The sequence below is a fragment of the Geminicoccus sp. genome, assembly GCF_036263595.1.
In the GTDB taxonomy this organism is placed as follows: Bacteria; Pseudomonadota; Alphaproteobacteria; order Geminicoccales; family Geminicoccaceae; genus Geminicoccus.
This window is the reverse complement of the sequence record NZ_DATAGQ010000098.1, coordinates 16,353-36,018: the sequence shown is the minus strand read 5'-3', so window position 1 is coordinate 36,018 and position 19,666 is coordinate 16,353. Positions and strand designations below refer to the sequence as shown.

Below are 19,666 nucleotides of genomic sequence, written 5' to 3'. Positions count from 1 at the left end.
GGAGAAACGCGCACTGGCATGATCGGCCACGGCGGTTCCGTCCACCGCAGGTGCCCTGCGTTCTCGGTCAAAAATGGCCTTCTGTGCTTCCGCACCTCCACCCGCAGGGCGCGTCCAGGCCGGCAATGATAGAACCGTCCAGATCGCTGGTGGGATCGAGACATGGTCATGGGCGGACATGCTGGAGGATGACGCCGGCGACTGGCCGATCCGCCAGCAGTTGGCGCAGACCCTGCCACGGGTCGGCAGCGGGGGCGAAGCTGGCGACGGGCGGGAAAGCAGCTGGAGCGCCCGCGACGTGGCGTGCCAGCCCTTCCAGCGTGCCGGGCCTCGTGGTCAGCGCATGCCGCGCAGCATCTGCTCGATGAAGCCGCCTTCGCCCAGCAGCACGTAGAGGATGATCAGCAAGGCCAGACCTAGCAGGACGGCCAGGCTGATCTTGATCCAGGACCAGGGCCGCTCGCCCTGGACCTGACCCGTCCGGGCGTTGACGAGAAAGCGGTAGGGCTGACCGCGATAGCGATAGGCGGCGAGCCAGACCGGGAGGAGGACGTGCTTGAAGGTGACGTCGTCGTGCTGCGTGTCCACGAAGTCGATCCGCTGGACATCGCCGCCGATGTCCCGGGCCACGTCCTGGCGGATGGCAGCCGCCATCCTGACCTTGGCCCGGTCGAAGCCGGCGGTAAGGTCGATGCCATAGGCCTGCGCCCGAAAGCCGGCGAGATACTCCGGGCGATAGAAACGGAGGTCCTGCAGGTCCCATGGCTCCAGCCGGTCGACCATCGCCGACGGCAGGGTTTCGGCGGCCGGCACCAGCACGTCGTCGAAGTCCCGCGCCACCTGCCCGGCTGCCAGCGACCAGCGGATCCGTACGACCGGCTGCTGGACGCGGCGCACGTTGCCCTTGTCGTCGGAGACCGTCACCCACTCCATCGTGGTGTACTGGTCGCCGCGCTGGCCGCGGTAGACCGAGCGGGTGGCGCTGTCGAAGGTCCAGTACGGCAGGTACATCCCTACCAGCCGCTCGCGCTTTTCCGACCTGTGCTTGAGGTCGGATGGCGCGAACCAGAGCCCGCCCAGCCAGCGGTCGAAGGCCGCCTCCGCGTCCTTGCGGTCGATCCCGAACGGCAGGACGCCCGAGGGCTTGATGTGCTGATTGACCCCGGTATCCGTGACGGTGGCCGAGCCGCAGAACGGGCAATGGCCGCTGAATTCGTCACCCGAGAAGCTGAACTCGGCGGCGCAGGCATCGCACTTGACCGTGCGGGTCGTCTCGACTTCACGCTGATCGGCAAGCTTGCCCAGCCAGGCATGGTAGTTCAGTTCGCGCAGCGTGCCCGGCGGCTGGACCTCGTCGATCCGGTTCTCATGGCCGCAGAACGCGCAGACCATCACGCTCGTGCCGGGCTTGAACGTCAGGAAGGCGCCGCACTGGCTGCAGGGGAAGCGAAGCTCGCCGGCGTCAGCCGAGGGACCGGGCGCCAGCCCTTGCGATGGCGAGGCCCGCTCGGCATGACGCAGCGCCTCGGCCGCGATCCGGCTGATCCGGTCCTCGTCCGGACGCTCGCCCCATGGTCCGGCCATGTCAGGCCTTCGGCAGCGGCGGCGGCAGGCTCGCGAACAGACCCTGCAGCGCACGCTGCTCGCCAGCCCTGGCCCAGTCCTGCATGCCCTGGGTCCAGACCATCGTGTCCCGTCCGAGCTTCCCGTTCGCGACCAGATCCTGGAGCTCGTCCGATCCGAATGGACCCTGCGCCGCACCGTCGACCGCGACATGGAAACGCGGCACAGAGGGTAGTGGCGGCGGCCCGGCCGCCGCCGGCTGCGTGGAACCGGCCGGCTTGCCGCCGAACGGTGCCATGGCACCCGCTACCTGCTGGGCCATCGCCATGCCGGCCCCCAGACCGACACCGGCGCCAAGCGCACTGTCGGTCCCGCTCCGGCCCAAAGCCTCCGCTGCCTGAAAGCGCGTGTAGCGGTCGAGGTCGCCGATCACGCCCATCGAGGTGCGCTTGTCCAGCGCCTCCTCCACCGCGGGCGGCAGTGAGACGTTCTCGACCAGCAGCTGCAGCAGGTCGATCCCGTAGGACTGGCGGACCAGCGGTGCGGTGCGCTCGGTGACGAACGTGCCGAGCTTCTCGTAGTTCGCCGCCAGGTCGAGAACCGGCACGCCGCTGGTGGCAAGCGCTTCGCTCATCTTCGACACGATCATGTTGCGCAGCTGGTTGCTGATCTCGTCGGTCGTGAAATGGCCGTCAGTGCCAACCAACTCGCGCAGGAAGAGGGGCGCATCCGCGACCCTGATCGTATAGGAGCCGAACGCGCGCAGCCGCACCGGGCCGAACTCGGGATCGCGCAGGGTGATGGGGTTCTTGGTCCCCCACTTCAGGTCGGTGAAGCGCCTGGTCGAGACGAAGTAGACTTCCGCCTTGAAGGGCGAGTTGAAGCCGTGGTCCCAGTGCTGGATGGTGGTCATCACCGGGAGGTTGCGGGTCTCCAGCTGGTAGAGCCCGGGCGGGAACACGTCGGCGATCTGGCCCTCGCTAACGAAGATCGCGACCTGCCCTTCCCGGACGGTCAGCTTGGCACCCTGCTTGATCGCGTCCTGCCAGCGCTCGAAACGCCAGACCAGCGTGTCGGAGCTGTCGTCCTTCCACTCGATGACGTCGATGAACTCACCGGTGAGCCGGTCCCACAGCGACATTGCTCAGCCCCTTCCCATGCCTGGGCGGGGAGGGCTGCCGGTCGTGCGCACGGCCGAGGCTGCGCGCAACACCTGCTTGAGCTCCTCCTCGCAGGCATAGAGGCGCTTTTCCGCATCCGCCCGCTTGATCTTGCCCTCGTCGGCGATGCGCAGGCTGTCCTGGATGGTGTCGATCAGGGCGCGGTTCGCCCGCTCCACGACCGCGATGTCGAACACGCCACGCTCGATCTGCTGGCGGACCATCGCGTTGGCATCCTTCAGATTCTTCGCATTCGCCTCGAGCAGCTGGTTGGTGAGATCGGTCGCCTCCTTGAGCGTCTTCGCCGCCTCGCTGGAGCGATAGATCGTGATCGCCTGGGCGAGCTGGGTCTTCCAGAGCGGGATGGTGTTGGCGAGCGTGCTCGTGATCTTGTTGATCAGGCCCTTGTCGTTCTCCTGCACGAGCCGGATCGAGGGCAGGGCCTGCATGGTCACCTGGCGGGTCAGCTTCAGGTCGTGGACCCGCCGCTCCAGGTCGTCGCGGGCCGAGCGCAAGTCGCGCAGCCGCTGGGCGGCCAGCACGTCCGCCGCGGTCTCCGCCGCGCGGGCAAGGGAGGGGATCTCCTGCTCGTCGAGCTTGCGCAGGAGTTCGTCGCCAGCCGTAATGTAGAGGCCCAGCTGATGGAAATAGGACAAGGTCGCGTCGTAGAGCCGGTCGAGCTTCTCGACGTCGATCATCAGGAGGTTCTTGTGCTTGTTCAGGCTGTCGCCGATCGTCTCGATCTGGCCGCGCACTTCCTGGTACTTCTGCACGAACTTGTGGATCGGCTCGGTGGCGCCGAACAGCTTGGCCATCCAGCCGCGCTTGGCCCCTTCCTTCAGGTCCTCGGTATCGAAGCCCTTCAGCGTGAGCAGCATCCGCGACAGGGCGTCGCCGGCCGGGCCGGTGTCCTTGTTGCGCACGCCCTCCAGCATCTGCTCGCTGATGTTGGTGAGCTCCCCCTGCGCCCTGGCACCGAACAGGACGATCGAGTTGCTGTCGGCAAGGTCGATCTCCTGCAGCAGTTGCTCGATGCGCTCCTTCTGCTCCGGGGCCACCTGCGAGAAGGCGGCGATCTCGGCACTGGTGGCGGTCAGGCCCGCCGAGGTGCTGCCTGCGGGAGGCATCGCGCCCAGATTCTGCTGGGGGTTGAGGGCCGGTGCACCCGCCGAGGGCGACACGGTCGCTGTGCCCTGCGTCGGCAACGACCCGTACTGGTCGGTCATCGCGATCCTCCCTTCAAGAATGGCGTATGGCGATCGCGCCGACCGAACAACCGGCCGGACGCACGGAGGTGTCACCACCCCGGATGGTCAATGGATGCCTTCGCTCTTCAGCCGGCGGGTCAGCACCTCGAGTTGCACGTCCAGATCGAGGGCATCCGCCGCCAGCAGCTTCTGCTGCTGCTCGGTCATGACGTTCTCCATGGCGTCGAGCGCCTCGGTGAACTTGCCCTCGATGGCCGGATCGGCGCCATTCAGCCCGGATGCGGCCAGCTTGCGCGCAACCGTGAGCGTCTCGTCGAGATACAGGTTCAGCATCTTCCGAGCACGGTTGAACGTGTCCGGCTGGCGCTCGATCGTCTCGACCAAGCCCCGGGCGCGCCGCACGACCCTGGCTAGCCGGTCGGCGAGCGGCCGCGACGTGATCCGGCGCCGCGTCTGGTCGAGCTCCTCGATCCGTGCTGCGGCCGCATCCAGGGCGGCGCGGAACATGTCGGTGTCGATATCAGGGCTGACAGCCTTCTCGCCACGCGGATCCAGGCCGTACATCAGGAGCGTGGCGATCGCCGCCCCGATACCGAAGGAAAGGCCGCCCATGAAGCTGTGGCCCGCACCGGCGAACGCCAGCAGGAAGGCGGCCGCTCCCAGGCAGCCGGCACCCAGCGCCTTGCGCGGCAGAGTCGGCGCCTTGGCGACGCGGCGCGCCTTGAACGCACGCTCGGCCTTACGGCCGGCACGGATGCTGCTCGCGCCGAAGACGATGAGGGCTGCCGACACGACGTCGGCGATCAGCATGTCCGTTCGGCCGCGGCCAAGCGCGATCAGTCCCATCAGCATCGGCAGGATGGCGAACAGATAGAGGATCAGGCCTTCAAATCGCCCCTCAAGCTTGGACCGTATCTCCGGGACCCACCGCTCGGGAGCCGTCCGGCCACCCAGGATGTCCGGACCCGATCGACCGTCAGAACGCATGGAAGAAAGCAGCCTGGCAGCTCGCCACGCCCAGCGTCGCGGCCAGCAGCACGAACCCCAGCGTCTTGCGCAACACCACGTTCATCGACCGTCGTTCCTCGCTCGCGCTCATGTGCGCGATGCCTCATGTAGGAAGGTCGGGGCCGGTTTGCCAGCACGCAGGATTGGAGCTTCGTATCTGCCGGTGGCTGTCCGGCCTTGCTGCCGGGCGATGGGGACGACGAGGACGGCGCAGGCCTCCCCGCCCGCCCGTGAAGGGGTGCATCGTAGCCGGTCATCGTTCGGGATGCCTGGCTTCCGCCAACATCAGGCGATGGCCGATCCGGGCCATCAGCCAACGGCCATCACATCCCGGCGAGTGTCTCGCGCAGCTTGGCAACCTCGAGCATGGCCTCGGCGAGCAGGTTCTTGAGCCTGAGGTTTTCGTCCTCCAGCATCTTCAGCCGGCGCGAGTCGGGAGATTCAGCCTCGGGACGCCACGCCGTGGCGGAGACCGGTGTCACGGACGGTGTCTCTGCCTGCCGGACGACCGCGGGCGCCACCACGGGCGGCCGGGCAGCGACCTCGGCCATGGTCGGCTCCACCGGCAGGCCCAACTCTTCCAGGGCCACGCGCCAGCGCGTGTCCGGATAGAGCCATTCGAGACGCAGATAGTCGTCGCGCGCTTCGTCGAAATGGCCGAGCGCCCGATGAGCCTGGGCGCGTCCCTGCAGCGACCAGGTATCGTCGGGGTTGATCGCCAGGGCCCGGTCGAAGTCGACAATAGCCTCTGCCATCTCGCCCTTGTGGCTCAAGGCCCAGGCCCGATAGCGATAGAACAACGCCGAGTCTCGGACCGTCTTCGCAATCGGGATCACCCGGTTGCAGGCTCCGATGACTTCGACCAGCCGATGGTCGGGTGCCGTGATCGCGGTTCCACAGATGGTCGCATCATCGGCATGCGCGGCATTACTGCCGGAGAACAAGATCGCGAGGGTCACGGCGGTGGCCCGAAGCATGAAACCGCCTGCGCTGCTGTTCATCCTCATTCAATGCACCCTCTGACCTAAAAATATTCTGCTACGTTAACGAAAAAGTTCGACGATGTCTGCCGAAGGATGAGGGCGACCGGATCGATTCCAGGAGCAGTGGCTGGTGCCGGCAATGGTGGCGCTGGGCGGGCAGAAAGCTCCGCACCGGGACCTCCCGCGGTCCCGGATTGTTCAGTGCCTACTTGATGGGCGGCCTGCCGACATGCCTGCAGCGGCATTTTTTCAAGCTGACCGGCAAATCCGGTGTTGCCGGTCGACATCGGGCGCCGGGATGGACCGGGCGCTTGCGCGCCTGACGTGCGCGGATCGCAGCGATCGGAGATGTCGGAGGTGCATGGTGGGCGCTACAGGGATCGAACCTGTGACCCCTACCGTGTGAAGGTAGTGCTCTACCGCTGAGCTAAGCGCCCGACGACGCGGGTGGTGGCACCGACGTGGTGGGGATGTCAAGCCGTGCATGTGCCCAATGGGGAAGGGCAGCCGGTCCGGTCAGGCTGTGAGCCGGTCGATGGCTGCCACCAGTTCGCCGAAGTGGTCGATCACCAGGTCCGCGCCAAGCTCGCGTGGCGGAACGTTCGTGTAGCCGAAGCTGACCACGATCACCTTCATGCCGGCGGCGCGGGCGGTGAGCACGTCGTTGGTGCTGTCGCCCACGAAGATCGCTTCCTCGGGTGCCACGGCCAGCGGTCGCAGGGTGGCCAGCGCATGTTCCGGATCCGGCTTGCGGATCGGCAGGCTGTCACCGCCCACTACCGAGCCGAAGAAGCGGGAGAGGTCCAGGGCCTTGAGGAGGCCGATCGTCGGCGCATAGGGCTTGTTCGTGCACACACCCAGCGGGAGGCCCCGTTCGACCAGCGCCTCCAGTGTCGGCACGACGCCTTCATAGGCGAAGCTCTGCCGGCAGGGATGGGCCGTGTAATGCGCCAGGAACTGGTGGAACAGGCGATCCAGGAGCTCCGGATCGTTCGGATGGCCGGCGGCATCGAGGGCGCGGCGGATCAGGACGCGCGCACCGTCGCCGATCATGGTGCGCAACGCCGGCAGGCTCGGAGCCGTCACCCCCAGCCCGGCCATGACCTCGACCAGGGTGCCATGAAGGTCGGGGGCCGTCTCGACCAGGGTACCGTCCAGGTCGAACAGAACAGCGCGCAGCGAAGGGTTCGTGGCCAAGTCTGGGGTCTCCTGGAGCTTGCCGCTGCGCCCGGCGCGCAAGGCAGCGACGTGCGATGCCGGGGCGCAGGAAGAGGTGCCAGGATTGTCCGGTCAAGCGGAGTCGCTACACTGCGGCGGATCGCGCTGGTGCGCGACAGAGCTTGTCGAGGTGTGCGGCCGCTCATCCGATGGCGGCAGATCCGGTTCCGACGGGGTCACGGCCGGCCGCGCTTGCGAGAAACGGAGATCGATGACCAAACCGCTGCACGTACTGGTCCTGGCCGCCGGCAAGGGCACGCGGATGAAGAACGGCCGGGCGAAGGTGCTGCATCCGCTGGCCGGACGTACCCTCCTGGACCATGTGCTGGCCGTGGCCGGCGAACTCCAGCCGTCGCGGGTGGTGCTGGTGCTGGCCAGGGGCATGGACGAGGTGGCCGGATCGGCGCGGGCCGGTGGCCTTCCGCTGTCCGTCGCGATCCAGGAGCCGCAGCTGGGCACCGGGCATGCCGTCCAGGTCGCCGTCGCTGACCTGCCCGCCGAGGGCGAGGTGCTGGTCCTTTACGGCGACACGCCGCTGATCCGGGCGGAAACGCTCCGCGCCTTGCTGGACGCGCGCCGGCAGAACGACGCGGCCGTGGCGGTGCTCGGCATGAACCCGCCCGACCGGACCGGCTATGGCCGCTTTTTGGAGCGGGATGGCCAGCTGGTCGCGATCGTCGAGGAGCGCCATGCCGATGCGGAGCTGAAGCGCACGGGCCTGTGCAATGCCGGCGTCATGGTCATGGACGGCGCGCGCCTGCCGGAACTGCTGGCGGCCGTGCCGCACCGGCCGGAGAAGAACGAGTACTACCTGACCGACATCGTCGAGCTGGCCCGTGCGCGCGGCTGGGCTTGCGTTGCGACCGAGGGGCCCTGGCAGGACGGCGTGGGGATCAACAGCCAGGTGCAGCTGGCCGAGGCCTACCGGCTGCTGCAGGAGCGCCTGCGGCTGGCGGCACTGGAGGCCGGCGTGGTGATGACCTCGCCAGAGACGGTGCATCTGTCGGCCGACACCATGATCGAGCCGGGGGCGATCATCGAGCCTTATGTCGTGGTCGGGCCGAAGGTGCGGATCGGCGCCAATGCGCACGTGCAGGCCTTCAGCCACCTTGCTGACTGCACGGTTGGCGAGACGGCGGACATCGGGCCGTTCGCCCGGATTCGGCCCGGCAGCCGGATCGGCATTGGTGCCAAGGTCGGCAATTTCGTCGAGACCAAGAACGCCCAGCTGGAGCCGGGTGCGAAGGTCAACCATCTCAGCTATATCGGGGACGCCTCAGTGGGTGCCCAGGCGAATGTCGGTGCCGGCACGATCACCTGCAACTATGACGGCTTCGCGAAGCATCGCACCGAGATCGGCGCGGGCGCGTTCATCGGGTCCAATACGGCCCTGGTGGCGCCCGTGCGGATTGGCGCGGGCGCGCTGATCGGCGCTGGCAGCGTCATCACCGCGGATGTACCTGCGGATGCGCTGGCGGTGACGCGCGCACCACAGTCCGTCCGTCCAGGCCACGCGCAGACCCTGCGGGCGCGCTTCTCGGAGCGGAAGTCGCAGGGGAAGCAGGAATGACGAACCTGCCTTCGAGAGCCCGGTGGCACGAGAAACTGGAGGACCGCATGCGAATGCGTTGGGCGGCGGCGATCGTTGCCGGGTTGCTGGCCTGCACGGGTACGCAGGCCCAGGCCCAGATGCCCGATGACCTTCGGGTCGGGTATCAGGCCTATCGGGCGGGCCAGTTCCAGGAAGCGGCCACGGCGTTCGGGCGCGCCATCGACGACGGGCGGCTGGACCGGGATGCCCTGGCGGTCACGCTCAACAATCGTGGCGTGGCCTACTCGCAACTCGGCAACTTTGATGCGGCCATCGCGGACTATCTGCGTGCCCAGGACCTCAAGCCTGGCGACCCGACCACCGTGCGCAATCTCCGCTTCGCCTATGTGACCCGTGGCCTTGCCAGTGCCAACCGAGGCAACCGGGCGGCTGCCAAGCAGGACTACGACCGCGCGCTCGAGGTCGATCCGAACTATCTGGAAGCCCTGCAGTATCGCGGCGCGCTGCTGGTCGAGATGGGGGCCAACGCCGAGGCCGCGGCCGACTTCCGTCGCGTCCTGACCCTCCAGCCGGACAATCCGGCCGCCATCGCGGCCCTGGCCACGCTCGAAGGAGAGCCCGCCAACGCCGCGCCGGCGCCACAGGTCGCTGCGCCGGCCGACCTCGCCGTTCCGCAGGCCGCCGAAGGTGCCGCCCCGGATTCCGTCCAGGCGGCCGTGGCTCGGACCCAGGCCGCCCAGGAACGGGCCCAGGCTGCTCTCGACGATGCCTTGAGCGCTGCCCGGCAGGTCGAGCCGACCGCAGCACCTGAAGAACCGGCGACACAACCACAAGTAGAGCCGCCTGCAGGTTCTTCCGACGCGCCTGCGCCGGTCGCGCCGGCACCCGCTGAGACGGCGGACGCCGCGCCGCCGACGGCACCCGCGGAGCCTGTCCCGTCGCCACGCATTACGACCCCGCCTGCGCCAGCACCCGAAGAGAGCCAGACTGCCGAACCGGCTACGCCACCGGTCCAGACGGCTTCGAGGGACGAGCAGCCACAGGATGCGCCCGATGCGGAGGCGCCACGCTTCCGGGTGACGACCTCCGTGAACATGCGTGGCGGCCCGGGCAACTCGTTCGGCATCATCGGATCGCTGGAACCCGGCGCGATCGTGACCCCGGATGCGGAGGACAAAGGCTGGTACCGGATACCGCGTACCGGTGAGCGCTCAGGCTGGGTGTATCGTCGATTCCTCGCTCCGGCAGAATAATACTTCACGATTTACGGAGCCGTTGATTTCTACCCCTGGTCGTGTCTAGTCGTGCAGCAGGTACGGTGTGACACGCAGGTTCCCGCCGGCTGGAACGGCAGGCCAAGCTCGTCGAGCGGCCTGCCGCTGGCCAGTCGGCTGGATTGTGCACGGGGGTGGACAACGGGATGGCTTGGTCGACCGCTTGCAGGCGTCTTCTTCCCTTGATCCTGCCCCTCGTCATGGGCCTCTTGATGGCCGGACAGGCTGAGGCAGGAAGGGACGCGGGACAGCGCTATGCGGCTGTTGTCGTCGATCATGCCAGCGGCGACGTTCTTGTCGGCGAGGAGCAGAACAGTCTCCGCCATCCCGCCTCGCTAACCAAGATGATGACCGTCTATCTCGCGTTCGAGGCGGTCCGGGCGGGCAAGGTGACCCTGGATACCAAGCTCCCGGTGTCGGCTCGCGCCGCGGCGCGGCCACCGTCGAAGTTGGGATTGCGCTCGGGGACCTCGATCACGCTGGACAATGCGGTGATGGCGCTCTTGACCAAGTCGGCGAACGACGCGGCGAGCGTGGTGGCCGAGGGCCTGGCCGGCAGCGAGGACGCGTTCGCTCGGCAGATGACGGAGAAGGCGCGCCTGCTCGGCATGAAGAAGTCGAGGTTCAAGAATGCCTCGGGCCTTCCCGATGCGGAACAGGTCACGACCGCACGGGACATGGCGACCCTGGCCCAGCGGCTGATCGACGACTTCCCGGAGTACTACCCCTATTTTTCCCGCGCCGAGTTCAAGTATGCCGGTCGCACCATCCGCAATCACAACTGGCTGCTTGGCCGCTATCCCGGCACGGATGGCCTGAAGACCGGCTACATCAATGCTTCCGGCTATAACCTGGTCGCCTCTTCCGTACGCGGCGGGCGACGGCTGATTGCGGTGGTACTGGGAGGTAAGACCGCCCGGGCTCGTGACCGGCAGGTGATGCGGCTGCTGGACGATGGGTTCGCGTCGGTGCAGATCGCACGTGCCATGCCGGAGTTGGGAATCGCGTCGGCGAACCGGGCGGCCACGGTTGCCAAGCCCGTGCTGGTGGCTTCGGCGGCCAAGGCCAAGGGGCGGGTCACCCGCACCGAGACCGTCCAGGGCGATGCGAAGGCGACAGCCGCGGACGATGGGGCCGACAGCAAGGTCGCAGCCAAGACCAAGGGCGCCCGCTATGCGGTGCAGGTGGGCGGCTACTCGACCGAGAAGGCCGCGCGCCGCCATGTGCGCAAGGTGGCAAGCGAGGTCGGCAAGAAGTTGCGCGGCAAGCCGACGGTGATCGCGTCGTCAAGCAAGGGCAAGAAAATCTTCCTTGCGCGCCTGCTGGGCTACGACCAGTCAAAGGCGAAGTCTGCCTGCAAGGCCATCAAACGCCAAGGCCATGACTGCCTGGTGGTACGGTCCTGACGAAGCGCGTCCGGTCGCGGTGCTCCATCCTGCGCGTCAGCGAGCGGCCAGAGAGCAGGCGCGATGATGGCTCAGCCGTTGCAGGTGCTGAAGATCTCCATGCCATGCGGCACCGCTGCCGGCCACTTGTCCCGTGCCACCTTTGACACGAACTCCACGATCTGCGGGAGCAGCGCGCTGTCATAGGGTTTGCGCACGAGCCCGCAGGCCAGGTGGCGATTGGCACGTGCATGGGCGACCTGCGCGCTCAGGAACAGCGCCGGGATCTCGTGACGCCCCTGCAGGTAGCGCGCGACCTCCACACCATCGCCGCCATCGCGCAGGTTCAGATCGATCAGGGCCAGATCAGGCCGGCTGTGCCGGCACAGGGCGATAGCGTCATCGACCGAATCGGCCGGCCCCATGACCTGGTGGCCCGCGGACTTGAGCGTCCACTCCATCGCGAATGCGACGAGAGGCTCGTCCTCGACAACCAGAATGAGCATACGCGTTCCAAGCCTTCACCCGCTCTTGCCCTAGGCTAAGTGCCGAGCTTGCAACTTGTTCCGGGGTGGTCGCAACTTCCCTGCGTGATCGGCCCAGACCGGCAGGAAAACCGGCCGGCCGTGATCTTGCCGCCGGTCAGCTCTGGCGTGCGCGAAGCCAGGAGGCCGCCGCCGACAGTTCGACCTCGTCGAGCAGGTCGGCATAGGTCTCGGGATCGGCCAGGGCCAGCGCGTCCAGCCAGTAACCGGCAGCGCCCGCCGCCCGTGCGTCGGCAAACGGTTGGTGCGGAGCATACTGGACGGTGCCAGTCGAGACGACGTCCTGGCTGCGGTCGCTCGGGTCGCGAACCAGCGTCACCTTCACGATGTGGTCCAGCCCGGGCGTGAGGCTCTTGCCCGAATCCGCGAGCCCCAGGCGATAGATGCCGGGCTTCACGCCGCGGCGGATGACTTCACGCAGGACCGGGGCATCGCCGTTGGTTGGCGTAAGGCTGACTTCGACCCGCCCGGCAAAGGCGCGGCTCAGGAACCAGGGAATGACCGGGGATGGTTCAGCCGAGAAGGCCGTCCCGGGCGGCAGAAGAACTGCCACGGGCGCGCTGGAAATGCCGCGTGTCCCGCCCGTCTCGGTCCGGGCCGGCCTACCGGCCGTGCGCGGCTGGAACAGCCTCAGCTCCTCGGCAGCCGCCGCACCGGCGAGAACGGACAAGCTGCCTGCCATCGAATATAGCAGATGGCGACGTGACATGGTCATGATGTTCCCCTTCCAATCGTCGGGCCGAGCAGCCGCAGAACGTCCACCGGCCTGGTCTTGCCTTTGAGCGGTTCCGGCAAGCTGATCGGCTCCGCCGTGAACTGCCCTTGAACTAGCCGATATGTATCCGCAGAAATGAGGATCCGGCAGTGATCGTCGTCACCCGGCAGGCCCGGCAGCTTCACCTGCTCCAGTCGGGCGGCGATATTGGTCGTGTCCCCGAGCAGCGCGTACTGCAGGCGGTCGCGCCCGCCGATGGCGCCGGCCATCACGTCGCCGGTATGGATGCCGATCCGGATCCTGACGATCGGCAGGCCCTGCGCCTGAAGCTCCTTTCCCAGGACCGGCAAGGCCTGCGCGATGGCAAGCGCAGCGCGACAGGCCGCCAGCGCATCCTGCTCGATCTCGGCGGGCGCGGTACGAGGAATGGGAGCGCCGAATACCGCCATCATGCCGTCGCCCATGAAGTCGGCGACAATGCCGCCATGCGCCGCGACCAGATCGGTCATCCGGCCGTGGAAGCGCTCCAGCCAGGCGAACAGGTCGCGTGGCTGGAGCGTTTCCGTGATCCCCGTGAAGCCGCGGATGTCCGAGAACAGCACGGTCGCCGGCAGGGTACGGGGGACCGGCCGACCGCCATCCACCAGTTCGTCACGCTCCGCCCAGAGCTGGTCCGCGACGGCCGGTGGCAGGTAGGTCCGGAACAATCCCGAGATCGCCTCGCGCTTGCGGGTCTCGCGCCATGCGACGGACAGAAAGCCCAGGCCGGCCGCCAGGACCCAGCAGACCATGTGGGGGACCCAGGACACCCAAAGGCCGGCACCCATGGCAACCCAGGCCGCCGCCGGGATGGCGAGGGCGCCCGACGTCACGACCAGCATGGACGTGACCGGCCGGCGGGTCAGGGCGCCTGCGAGCATGCCGCCCGTGGCCGCCAGGGCCAGCAGGGCGAGCGTCGAGGAGGAGGCCAAGGTGCGGAGCACGGGGATCTGCCCGCGGGCCTCGAGCAGCATCTGCGCAGCCAGCTGGGCATGCACCTCGACTCCGTAGATGCTCCGCTTGGGGAGCATCCGGTCGGTCGTCTCCTCGTTCCCTTCGAAGAGGACGCCGGTGAAATAGTCCTTGGACGAGCGCGCCATCGGGCCGATCAGGACGGTCTTGCCCGTGAACTCCTCCGGGTCGACCCGTCCCTCGACGACATCCCCCATGGCGAACACCGGGAGCTGCCGTGCGGGCCAGCTCAGCAGGCGCTGGTAGCCGGCAGCGTCCAGATCCACGTAGGGACCGTCGTTCGAGCCCAGGGGCGGCATGTGGTGGCCGCCCAGGACGAGGGTGCCGTCCTCGGTCTGGAGCGGCTGCAGACCGTCACGTTCCAGGGTGGCCAGTGCTACCCGTGCGCCAATCGACCAGAGCATGAGCTCGTCGTCCAGGACATAGGTGAGCAGGCCACGGCGAAGCACGCGGTCCGCCTCGTCGCTGACCATCTCGGCCGAGGCCAGACGCGGGTAACCCTCCAGCATCGGCGCCAGCGGACTTTGCCGGACGGCTTCCGTGGAGGCGAACATGTCGACGTCCAGGATCATGTAGAGGCGCGGGTCGGTGCCGAGCAGGCCGGACAGCCGCTCGAAGCCCGCGGGATCGCTGCAGGTCCCCAGAGGCCCCACCGGCATGTCGCCGCGGAACAGGTCGATGCCCACGGCGGCCGGTTCGCCGGCAAGAATCGCCTCCAACGCGGTGGCGACCACGCCGTCGGTCGGGACGCCGCCATACGCCCGGCGGTCGGCCTCGGTGATGCCGACCACTACGATGCCAGGATCCGGGACCGCCTGCGCCGAAGCGTAGGCATTGACCATCAGGTCGTGGCCCAGCAGTTCCAGCCGCTCGAACCAGCCATGCGCGCGCGCCATGACCACGAGCGCGAACAGCAAGGCGGCCCCGGCCAGGACCGTCAGTGCCGAGAGCAGGTCGCTCGTGGCCGGCCGCCAGCTGCTGCCGTACGATTTCGGCCCACCCACCGCACCGGGCGAAGCCTCTCCGCCGGCCCTCATCGACAGTTCCTGATCGCGGGGAGCCATCCGCCGACGTCACCGCAGAGCCGCAACGCCCGCGCATCGCCATGACCAACGGCGGGGCCGGGTGCCGGCATGGCTGCCGGCCTTGGCGGAAGAGCTGGAGTGGGTTCGGTCACGTTCATGCGTGGCTCCGCAGGCCGGCGGTTCATGACGATGGGAAGTCGGCGCATGGCCAGGATGCAAGGTCGGCCCGCCCACTACTGCCGACTGTGATATCACCTCTAGACGACATACATCTTCTACTGGATAGTGGGCCATGTGCATAATGGTCAGGGAATCCGGGCGCGGCATTGATTTGACGCCTGCGTGGCGAATCAGGTATTCAATGCGGCGATTGAACCACATGAATCAGAAGATTGACAACAAGATCGTGAGCGTGTGACGCTCTACTATCCTCTATAGAGTATCGTCGGCCATGACTACTGGCGAACTGGCGACCCGCACGGTGATCCGCACGTCACCGGGCCTGATTCGAACATTGAACGAGGATCGGGCAGTCGTGCGCATGGCGCCGCCACTGTTCGCCGTGGCCGACGGCATGGGCGGTCTTTCGCGGGGCGACTTCGCGTCCGGGCTGATCGCCGAGCGCTTGGCCGACATGGAACTGCCCGACGAGCCGGCAGAGCGGATCCGGGCGATCGATGCGACGCTCAACGAGGTGAACGCGACGATCCGGGCGGCCAGCCGGACGGAGCTGTGCGGCAGCACGGTGGTGCTGGCGACGATCGCCGACGAGACGGTCCATGTGGCATGGGCGGGCGACAGTCGTGCCATGCGGCTGCGCAACGGCGTGCTCAAGCCGCTGAACCACGACCATAGCGTCGTCCAGGAACTGGTGGACCTTGGCATCGTGACCGAGGCCGCCGCGCGGCACCATCCCCTGGCGAGCCAGATCACCCGTGCCGTGGGTGTGGCGCCTACCCTGGATGTCGAGTGGTGCCAGGACGACGTGCATGCCGGCGACCGGCTGCTGCTCTCCAGCGACGGCCTGCACGGGGTCGTTGAAAGCAAGCTCCTGGCGGAACTCGCTTCCATCCCGAGCGCGGAGGAAGCGGCCGATGCCCTGATGGCCGCCGCCGCCGACGGCGGTGCGCCCGACAATGTGACATTTATCATCGTCGACTTTGGCGAAGCGGCAGAAACGGGCCAGGGCGCGACCGGGGCGGCTCGATGAGCCCCGGTCGCGCAAGACCAGGCGATCCGCGTCGGCTTCGTCAGTCCGGTTCGCATGGTTCCTTTGGTACGGTGTGTGATGCAGCCTGGTGACCGGATCGGCCGATATGTTCTCGAGGAGCTCCTCGGCGAGGGTGCGATGGCCCAGGTCTTCGCCGCTCGCCATCCGGTCCTGGAACGACGGGTAGCCATCAAGATCCTCCAGGCGGAAGCCCGCAGCGATCCAGCGATCGAGGCGCGTTTCCTCGACGATGCGCGCGCCGCCAACGTTCTCTCGCACCCGAACATCGTGAGCGTGGTGGACGTGGACGTCGATGCGTCGACGGGCGTTCCGTTCATCGTCATGGAGCGGGTCGACGGACGTACCCTTGAGGAAATGCTGGAAATGCAGGGCCGGCTGCCAAGCGCCGATGTCGTGCGGCTGGGCCTGGACATCGCACGCGCCCTCGATGCGGCCCATGGCGCTGGCATCATCCACCGGGACGTGAAGCCTTCGAACGTGCTGATCGACCGCAAGACCGGCCGTGGCTATCTCACCGACTTCGGTGCAGCCAAGCGCTTCCAGGCCGGCCAGCCCGGGCGGACAGTTCACGGCCAATTGATCGGCACGCCCTGGTACATGGCGCCCGAGCAGCTCGAAGGCATCGACGTCGACGCTCGCACCGACCTCTATGGCCTGGGCGTCACGCTCTACCAGATGCTGACCGGCACCAAGCCGTTCGACGCGTCGAGCCGGGAGGGCCTGTACCGGGCCATCCTCCTGGACCAGCCGAAGCCGATCGCCGAGGCGGTCCCGGACGTGCTGCCGACCCTGGACGCGGTCGTCGCTCGGCTCCTTTCCAAGAAGCCCGCCGACCGGCCGGCCTCCGCCGCCGAGGTCGTCGAGGCCCTTGCCGACATCTCCAACACGCCGGCACCGGTGAAAGCCGACCTGCCGGTACATCCGACACCGGCGCCCGCCGCCACGGCGCCCGGCCCCATGCCTCCCGGCGCTTCGCCCGGTGTTCCCGCGTCCCCGGCGACAGCGCCGGCCGGGCCAGGCGCGGTGACACGAGCCCAGGACATGGCGCCTGCCACGAAGGGACCGACGATGAAGACGAAAGCCGCCATCGCGATCGCCGCGATCGTACTGCTGTTAGTCGCTGGGCTCGGATGGTTGTTGACGGACCGACCGGCCGACGACGTGGCGGAAGCTCCTCCAGTTCAGGCACCCGAGCCGGCCCAGCCGCAGGATCTGGCACAGCCCGAGGTGCAGCCACAGCCTGAAGTGCAGCCGACTCCGCAGACGCAGGCATCCGGGACAGTGCCGGAGGCTTCCGTGCCTCCGGCGCAGGTCGAGGAGCCGCCCGCCACCACGATGACGGCGACTGCACCGACAGCCGAGCCGCCTGCCGAGACCGCGGCGCCAGCTGCCGAGCCGCCGGCGGTGCCGGCAGCACCGATCGTCCCGCCCGCCACGGTGATGCCTCCCGACGAGCCCACGACCGAGCAGGCGCAGGCACCGGTCGAGGAGCCGGAAGCGGCGCCGGATCCCCAGGCCGTGGTGGCTGCCATGGACGAGGTCGCCTGTGCGAACGCTGCAGCGGACATTGGCAGCGAGGGCAGGGTGACGCTGCAGGGAACGGCGCCGGACCAGGCCAGCGTGCAGACCCTGATCTCGGCCGTGCAGGCCGTGGAAGGGGTTGAACAGGTCGAATCCGACCTGGAAGTGCGCCCGGCTCCTGGCTGCCTTGCCGTGGCGGCCGTCGCGGAACTGCCGGCCATCGGCGGCGAGCCTCCCTTGATCTCGCTGAACCGTCCGGACGCCGTTTACGCCGACCAGGAGATGCTGGTGATCACGGCCTCGCTGCCGCCGGACGCTGGCGGCTTCCTGTTCGTCGACCTGTTTGGTGATGATGGCCAAGTGCTGCACGTGCTGCCGGAGAAGCTGGCCAGCGCGAACCAGCTTCCTCCTGGCGGCAGCATCCAGATCGGCGTGGAGGAGAAAGACCGCAAGCCGGGGGTACGCGACCTCAGGATCAGCGCACCGTTCGTGCCGATCCACATCATGGCGACCGTGGCTGACAATCCGCTCTACGAAGGACTGCGTCCGTTGTCCGAGCCGATCGCGGAGTACCAGAAGGTCTTGCAGGATGCGCTGGCATCGGCGGCCCCTGGGAGCGTTCGACAGGCCGTGATGATGATCGATCTGATCGAGAAGCGTCCGGCCGGCGCGTCGGCAGCGCAGTGACGCCTGGGGAGCAGGTCATGGCAAGAGCGGTACTGCCGCGCGGCGGGCAACAGGTAGCACTTCCCCAAACGACATCGGCCGGGCAAGATCAGCTGCAGTATCATTGCACGCATCGATGTTCGCGCTGGCGCCACTTGGCTACCCGATATGTCGTGGCCGTATAGGGCTGTCAGTTTCCTGGATCACGTTACTGGGCGGCAGGCCGGTGTTCACCGGGGGGAGGAGGCGAGAATGAGAGGAGCAATCCGCCTGGGCATGGTCTTCGGGATGCTCGCATCGTCATCCTTGGCCGCGCAGGCTGTGGAAACGGTGGTGCCTCAGTACGACCACGCCACGCATCTGGGCGTCGCTTCCTGCGCTTCGTCGACCTGTCATGGGGCGGCGGTGCCGGTCGAGGGCGGGGTGGTGCAGCAGAACGAGCTGGCGATCTGGCAGAGCCGTGACAAGCATGCGGTCGCTTACGAGGTGCTCGGCAACGACCTCTCGAAGAGGATCGCAGCGAACCTGGGGATCGGCGATCCAAAGGAGGCCGCGATCTGCCTGGACTGCCATGCCGACAATGTTCCGCCAGAACGTCGCGGCGAACAGTTCCAGCTTTCCGACGGGGTGGGTTGCGAGAGCTGCCATGGAGGTGCGTCCGGCTGGATCGGCATCCACAAGATCAACGACAATGCCACCAGTCATGCTCGCAACGTCGCAGCCGGGCTCTACCCGACCGAGGATCCCAAGGCGCGTGCGAAGCTCTGCCTGTCTTGCCATCTGGGCGACCCGACCAAGCTCGTGACCCACCGGATCATGGGGGCCGGCCATCCGAGGCTCTCGTTCGAACTCGACACCTTCACGGCCATCGAGCCGGCCCACTTCACCGTGGATGACGATTACGAGCAGCGAAAGCGCCTGGCGAACGGGATCCAGACCTGGTCGGTAGGGCAGGCCATGGCATTGTCTGCCACGCTCGACGCGCTGCTCGACCCCAAGCGCAACCGCGACGCGCTGTTCCCCGAGCTCACCTTCTTCGACTGCCACGCCTGCCACAAGCCGATGAGCGCCGGCAGCTGGCGGGAGCGCGACAGCCTGGGCCTGGGGCCGGGTGTCGTGCGCCTGAACGATGCCAGCCTGATCATGGTGCGGGTCGTCGCCAATGCCGTGGCGCCGGCATTGGGCAAGCAGATCACCGCGCAGGGCAAGGCACTGCACCGCGCCACGCAGGCCGACCATGCCGCCTTCGAAAAAGCGGCGCGTGCGCTGAAAGCGACGGCTGACCGCGCCGTCGACACGTTCGCCGACTTCCGGTTCGGCCCCGAGAGTGCCCGGGCCATCCTCAACGAACTGGTGGCCGAGAGCAGGCGGGGCGAGACGATCGACTACGTGGCAGCCGAGCAGACCACCATGGCGATCGGCGCCATCCTGGCCGCGATGCGCCAGGAGGAGTGGATCTCGGAGCAGGAGTTCGCGGCCAACCAGGAAGTGATGGATCAGCTCTACGAGGCCGTGGAGCAGGACGAGCGCTACCGGCCCGCCCGGCACCAGGCTGGCATCGTCCGGCTCAAGGGTCTTTCAACGCAGTGAACTCCGTTCGC

The 19,666-nt window shown here is 67.6% G+C and carries 15 protein-coding genes and 1 tRNA gene; 6 read left to right on the top strand and 10 right to left on the bottom strand.

Going from position 1 to position 19,666, the window contains the following annotated elements:
- Positions 1-336: 336 nt before the first annotated feature.
- The 7 genes from VHL31_RS09005 to gph form a co-directional block, all read right to left on the bottom strand.
- Positions 337-1,584 (bottom strand): hypothetical protein, encoded by a 1,248-nt coding sequence (locus VHL31_RS09005; RefSeq protein WP_329660874.1) that lies wholly within the window; start codon positions 1,582-1,584, stop codon positions 337-339.
- A 1-nt stretch (position 1,585) separates the two neighbouring features.
- The gene (locus VHL31_RS09000) at positions 1,586-2,704 is read right to left on the bottom strand and encodes an SPFH domain-containing protein (RefSeq protein WP_329660873.1); all 1,119 of its coding nucleotides are present in this window, start codon (positions 2,702-2,704) and stop codon (positions 1,586-1,588) included.
- A gap of 3 nt (positions 2,705-2,707) precedes the next feature.
- Complete coding sequence (locus tag VHL31_RS08995) at positions 2,708-3,949, bottom strand: toxic anion resistance protein (RefSeq protein ID WP_329660872.1); 1,242 nt, start codon at positions 3,947-3,949, stop codon at positions 2,708-2,710.
- Between the two features lie 87 nt (positions 3,950-4,036).
- The gene (locus VHL31_RS08990; protein ID WP_329660871.1) at positions 4,037-4,918 is read right to left on the bottom strand and encodes a 5-bromo-4-chloroindolyl phosphate hydrolysis family protein; all 882 of its coding nucleotides are present in this window, start codon (positions 4,916-4,918) and stop codon (positions 4,037-4,039) included.
- Positions 4,919-5,262: 344 nt separating this feature from the next.
- The gene (locus VHL31_RS26910; protein ID WP_414653679.1) at positions 5,263-5,916 is read right to left on the bottom strand and encodes a tetratricopeptide repeat protein; all 654 of its coding nucleotides are present in this window, start codon (positions 5,914-5,916) and stop codon (positions 5,263-5,265) included.
- Positions 5,917-6,284: 368 nt separating this feature from the next.
- Positions 6,285-6,359, bottom strand: a tRNA-Val gene (locus VHL31_RS08975).
- A gap of 79 nt (positions 6,360-6,438) precedes the next feature.
- The gene (gene gph, locus VHL31_RS08970; protein ID WP_329660870.1) at positions 6,439-7,119 is read right to left on the bottom strand and encodes a phosphoglycolate phosphatase; all 681 of its coding nucleotides are present in this window, start codon (positions 7,117-7,119) and stop codon (positions 6,439-6,441) included.
- 232 nt (positions 7,120-7,351) lie between these two features.
- On the opposite strand from gph, the gene glmU reads away from it, so the two are divergent.
- The 3 genes from glmU to VHL31_RS08955 all read left to right on the top strand — a co-directional run bounded on the left by glmU (position 7,352) and on the right by VHL31_RS08955 (position 11,372).
- Entirely contained in the window at positions 7,352-8,710 is a 1,359-nt protein-coding gene (gene glmU / locus VHL31_RS08965) for a bifunctional UDP-N-acetylglucosamine diphosphorylase/glucosamine-1-phosphate N-acetyltransferase GlmU (protein ID WP_329660869.1), read from the top strand.
- Positions 8,711-8,757: 47 nt separating this feature from the next.
- Entirely contained in the window at positions 8,758-9,945 is a 1,188-nt protein-coding gene (locus VHL31_RS08960) for a tetratricopeptide repeat protein (protein WP_329660868.1), read from the top strand.
- 203 nt (positions 9,946-10,148) lie between these two features.
- Positions 10,149-11,372 carry a D-alanyl-D-alanine carboxypeptidase gene (locus VHL31_RS08955; RefSeq protein ID WP_329660867.1) on the top strand — a complete coding sequence of 408 codons (1,224 nt, stop codon included), beginning with the start codon at positions 10,149-10,151 and terminating at the stop codon, positions 11,370-11,372.
- A gap of 71 nt (positions 11,373-11,443) precedes the next feature.
- Here the strand turns inward: VHL31_RS08955 and VHL31_RS08950 are convergent, their stop codons facing one another.
- The 3 genes from VHL31_RS08950 to VHL31_RS08940 all read right to left on the bottom strand — a co-directional run bounded on the left by VHL31_RS08950 (position 11,444) and on the right by VHL31_RS08940 (position 14,659).
- On the bottom strand, positions 11,444-11,857 hold the full coding sequence (locus tag VHL31_RS08950) for a response regulator (protein ID WP_329660866.1): 414 nt from the start codon (positions 11,855-11,857) through the stop codon (positions 11,444-11,446).
- 136 nt (positions 11,858-11,993) lie between these two features.
- The gene (locus tag VHL31_RS08945; protein ID WP_329660865.1) at positions 11,994-12,611 is read right to left on the bottom strand and encodes a DUF928 domain-containing protein; all 618 of its coding nucleotides are present in this window, start codon (positions 12,609-12,611) and stop codon (positions 11,994-11,996) included.
- Positions 12,608-14,659, bottom strand: coding sequence for a CHASE2 domain-containing protein (locus VHL31_RS08940; RefSeq protein WP_329660864.1), 2,052 nt, complete (start codon positions 14,657-14,659; stop codon positions 12,608-12,610). Before VHL31_RS08940 ends, VHL31_RS08945 begins: the two co-directional genes overlap by 4 nt.
- Before the next feature lie 439 nt (positions 14,660-15,098).
- On the opposite strand from VHL31_RS08940, the gene VHL31_RS08935 reads away from it, so the two are divergent.
- From VHL31_RS08935 to VHL31_RS08925, 3 genes are all read left to right on the top strand, one after another.
- Positions 15,099-15,857: a PP2C family protein-serine/threonine phosphatase gene (locus VHL31_RS08935; protein ID WP_329660863.1), complete on the top strand. Its 759-nt coding sequence runs from the start codon at positions 15,099-15,101 to the stop codon at positions 15,855-15,857.
- 78 nt (positions 15,858-15,935) lie between these two features.
- Positions 15,936-18,086 (top strand): protein kinase domain-containing protein, encoded by a 2,151-nt coding sequence (locus VHL31_RS08930; RefSeq protein ID WP_329660862.1) that lies wholly within the window; start codon positions 15,936-15,938, stop codon positions 18,084-18,086.
- Positions 18,087-18,317: 231 nt separating this feature from the next.
- Complete coding sequence (locus tag VHL31_RS08925; protein WP_329660861.1) at positions 18,318-19,655, top strand: multiheme c-type cytochrome; 1,338 nt, start codon at positions 18,318-18,320, stop codon at positions 19,653-19,655.
- The last annotated feature ends 11 nt before the right edge of the window (positions 19,656-19,666 follow it).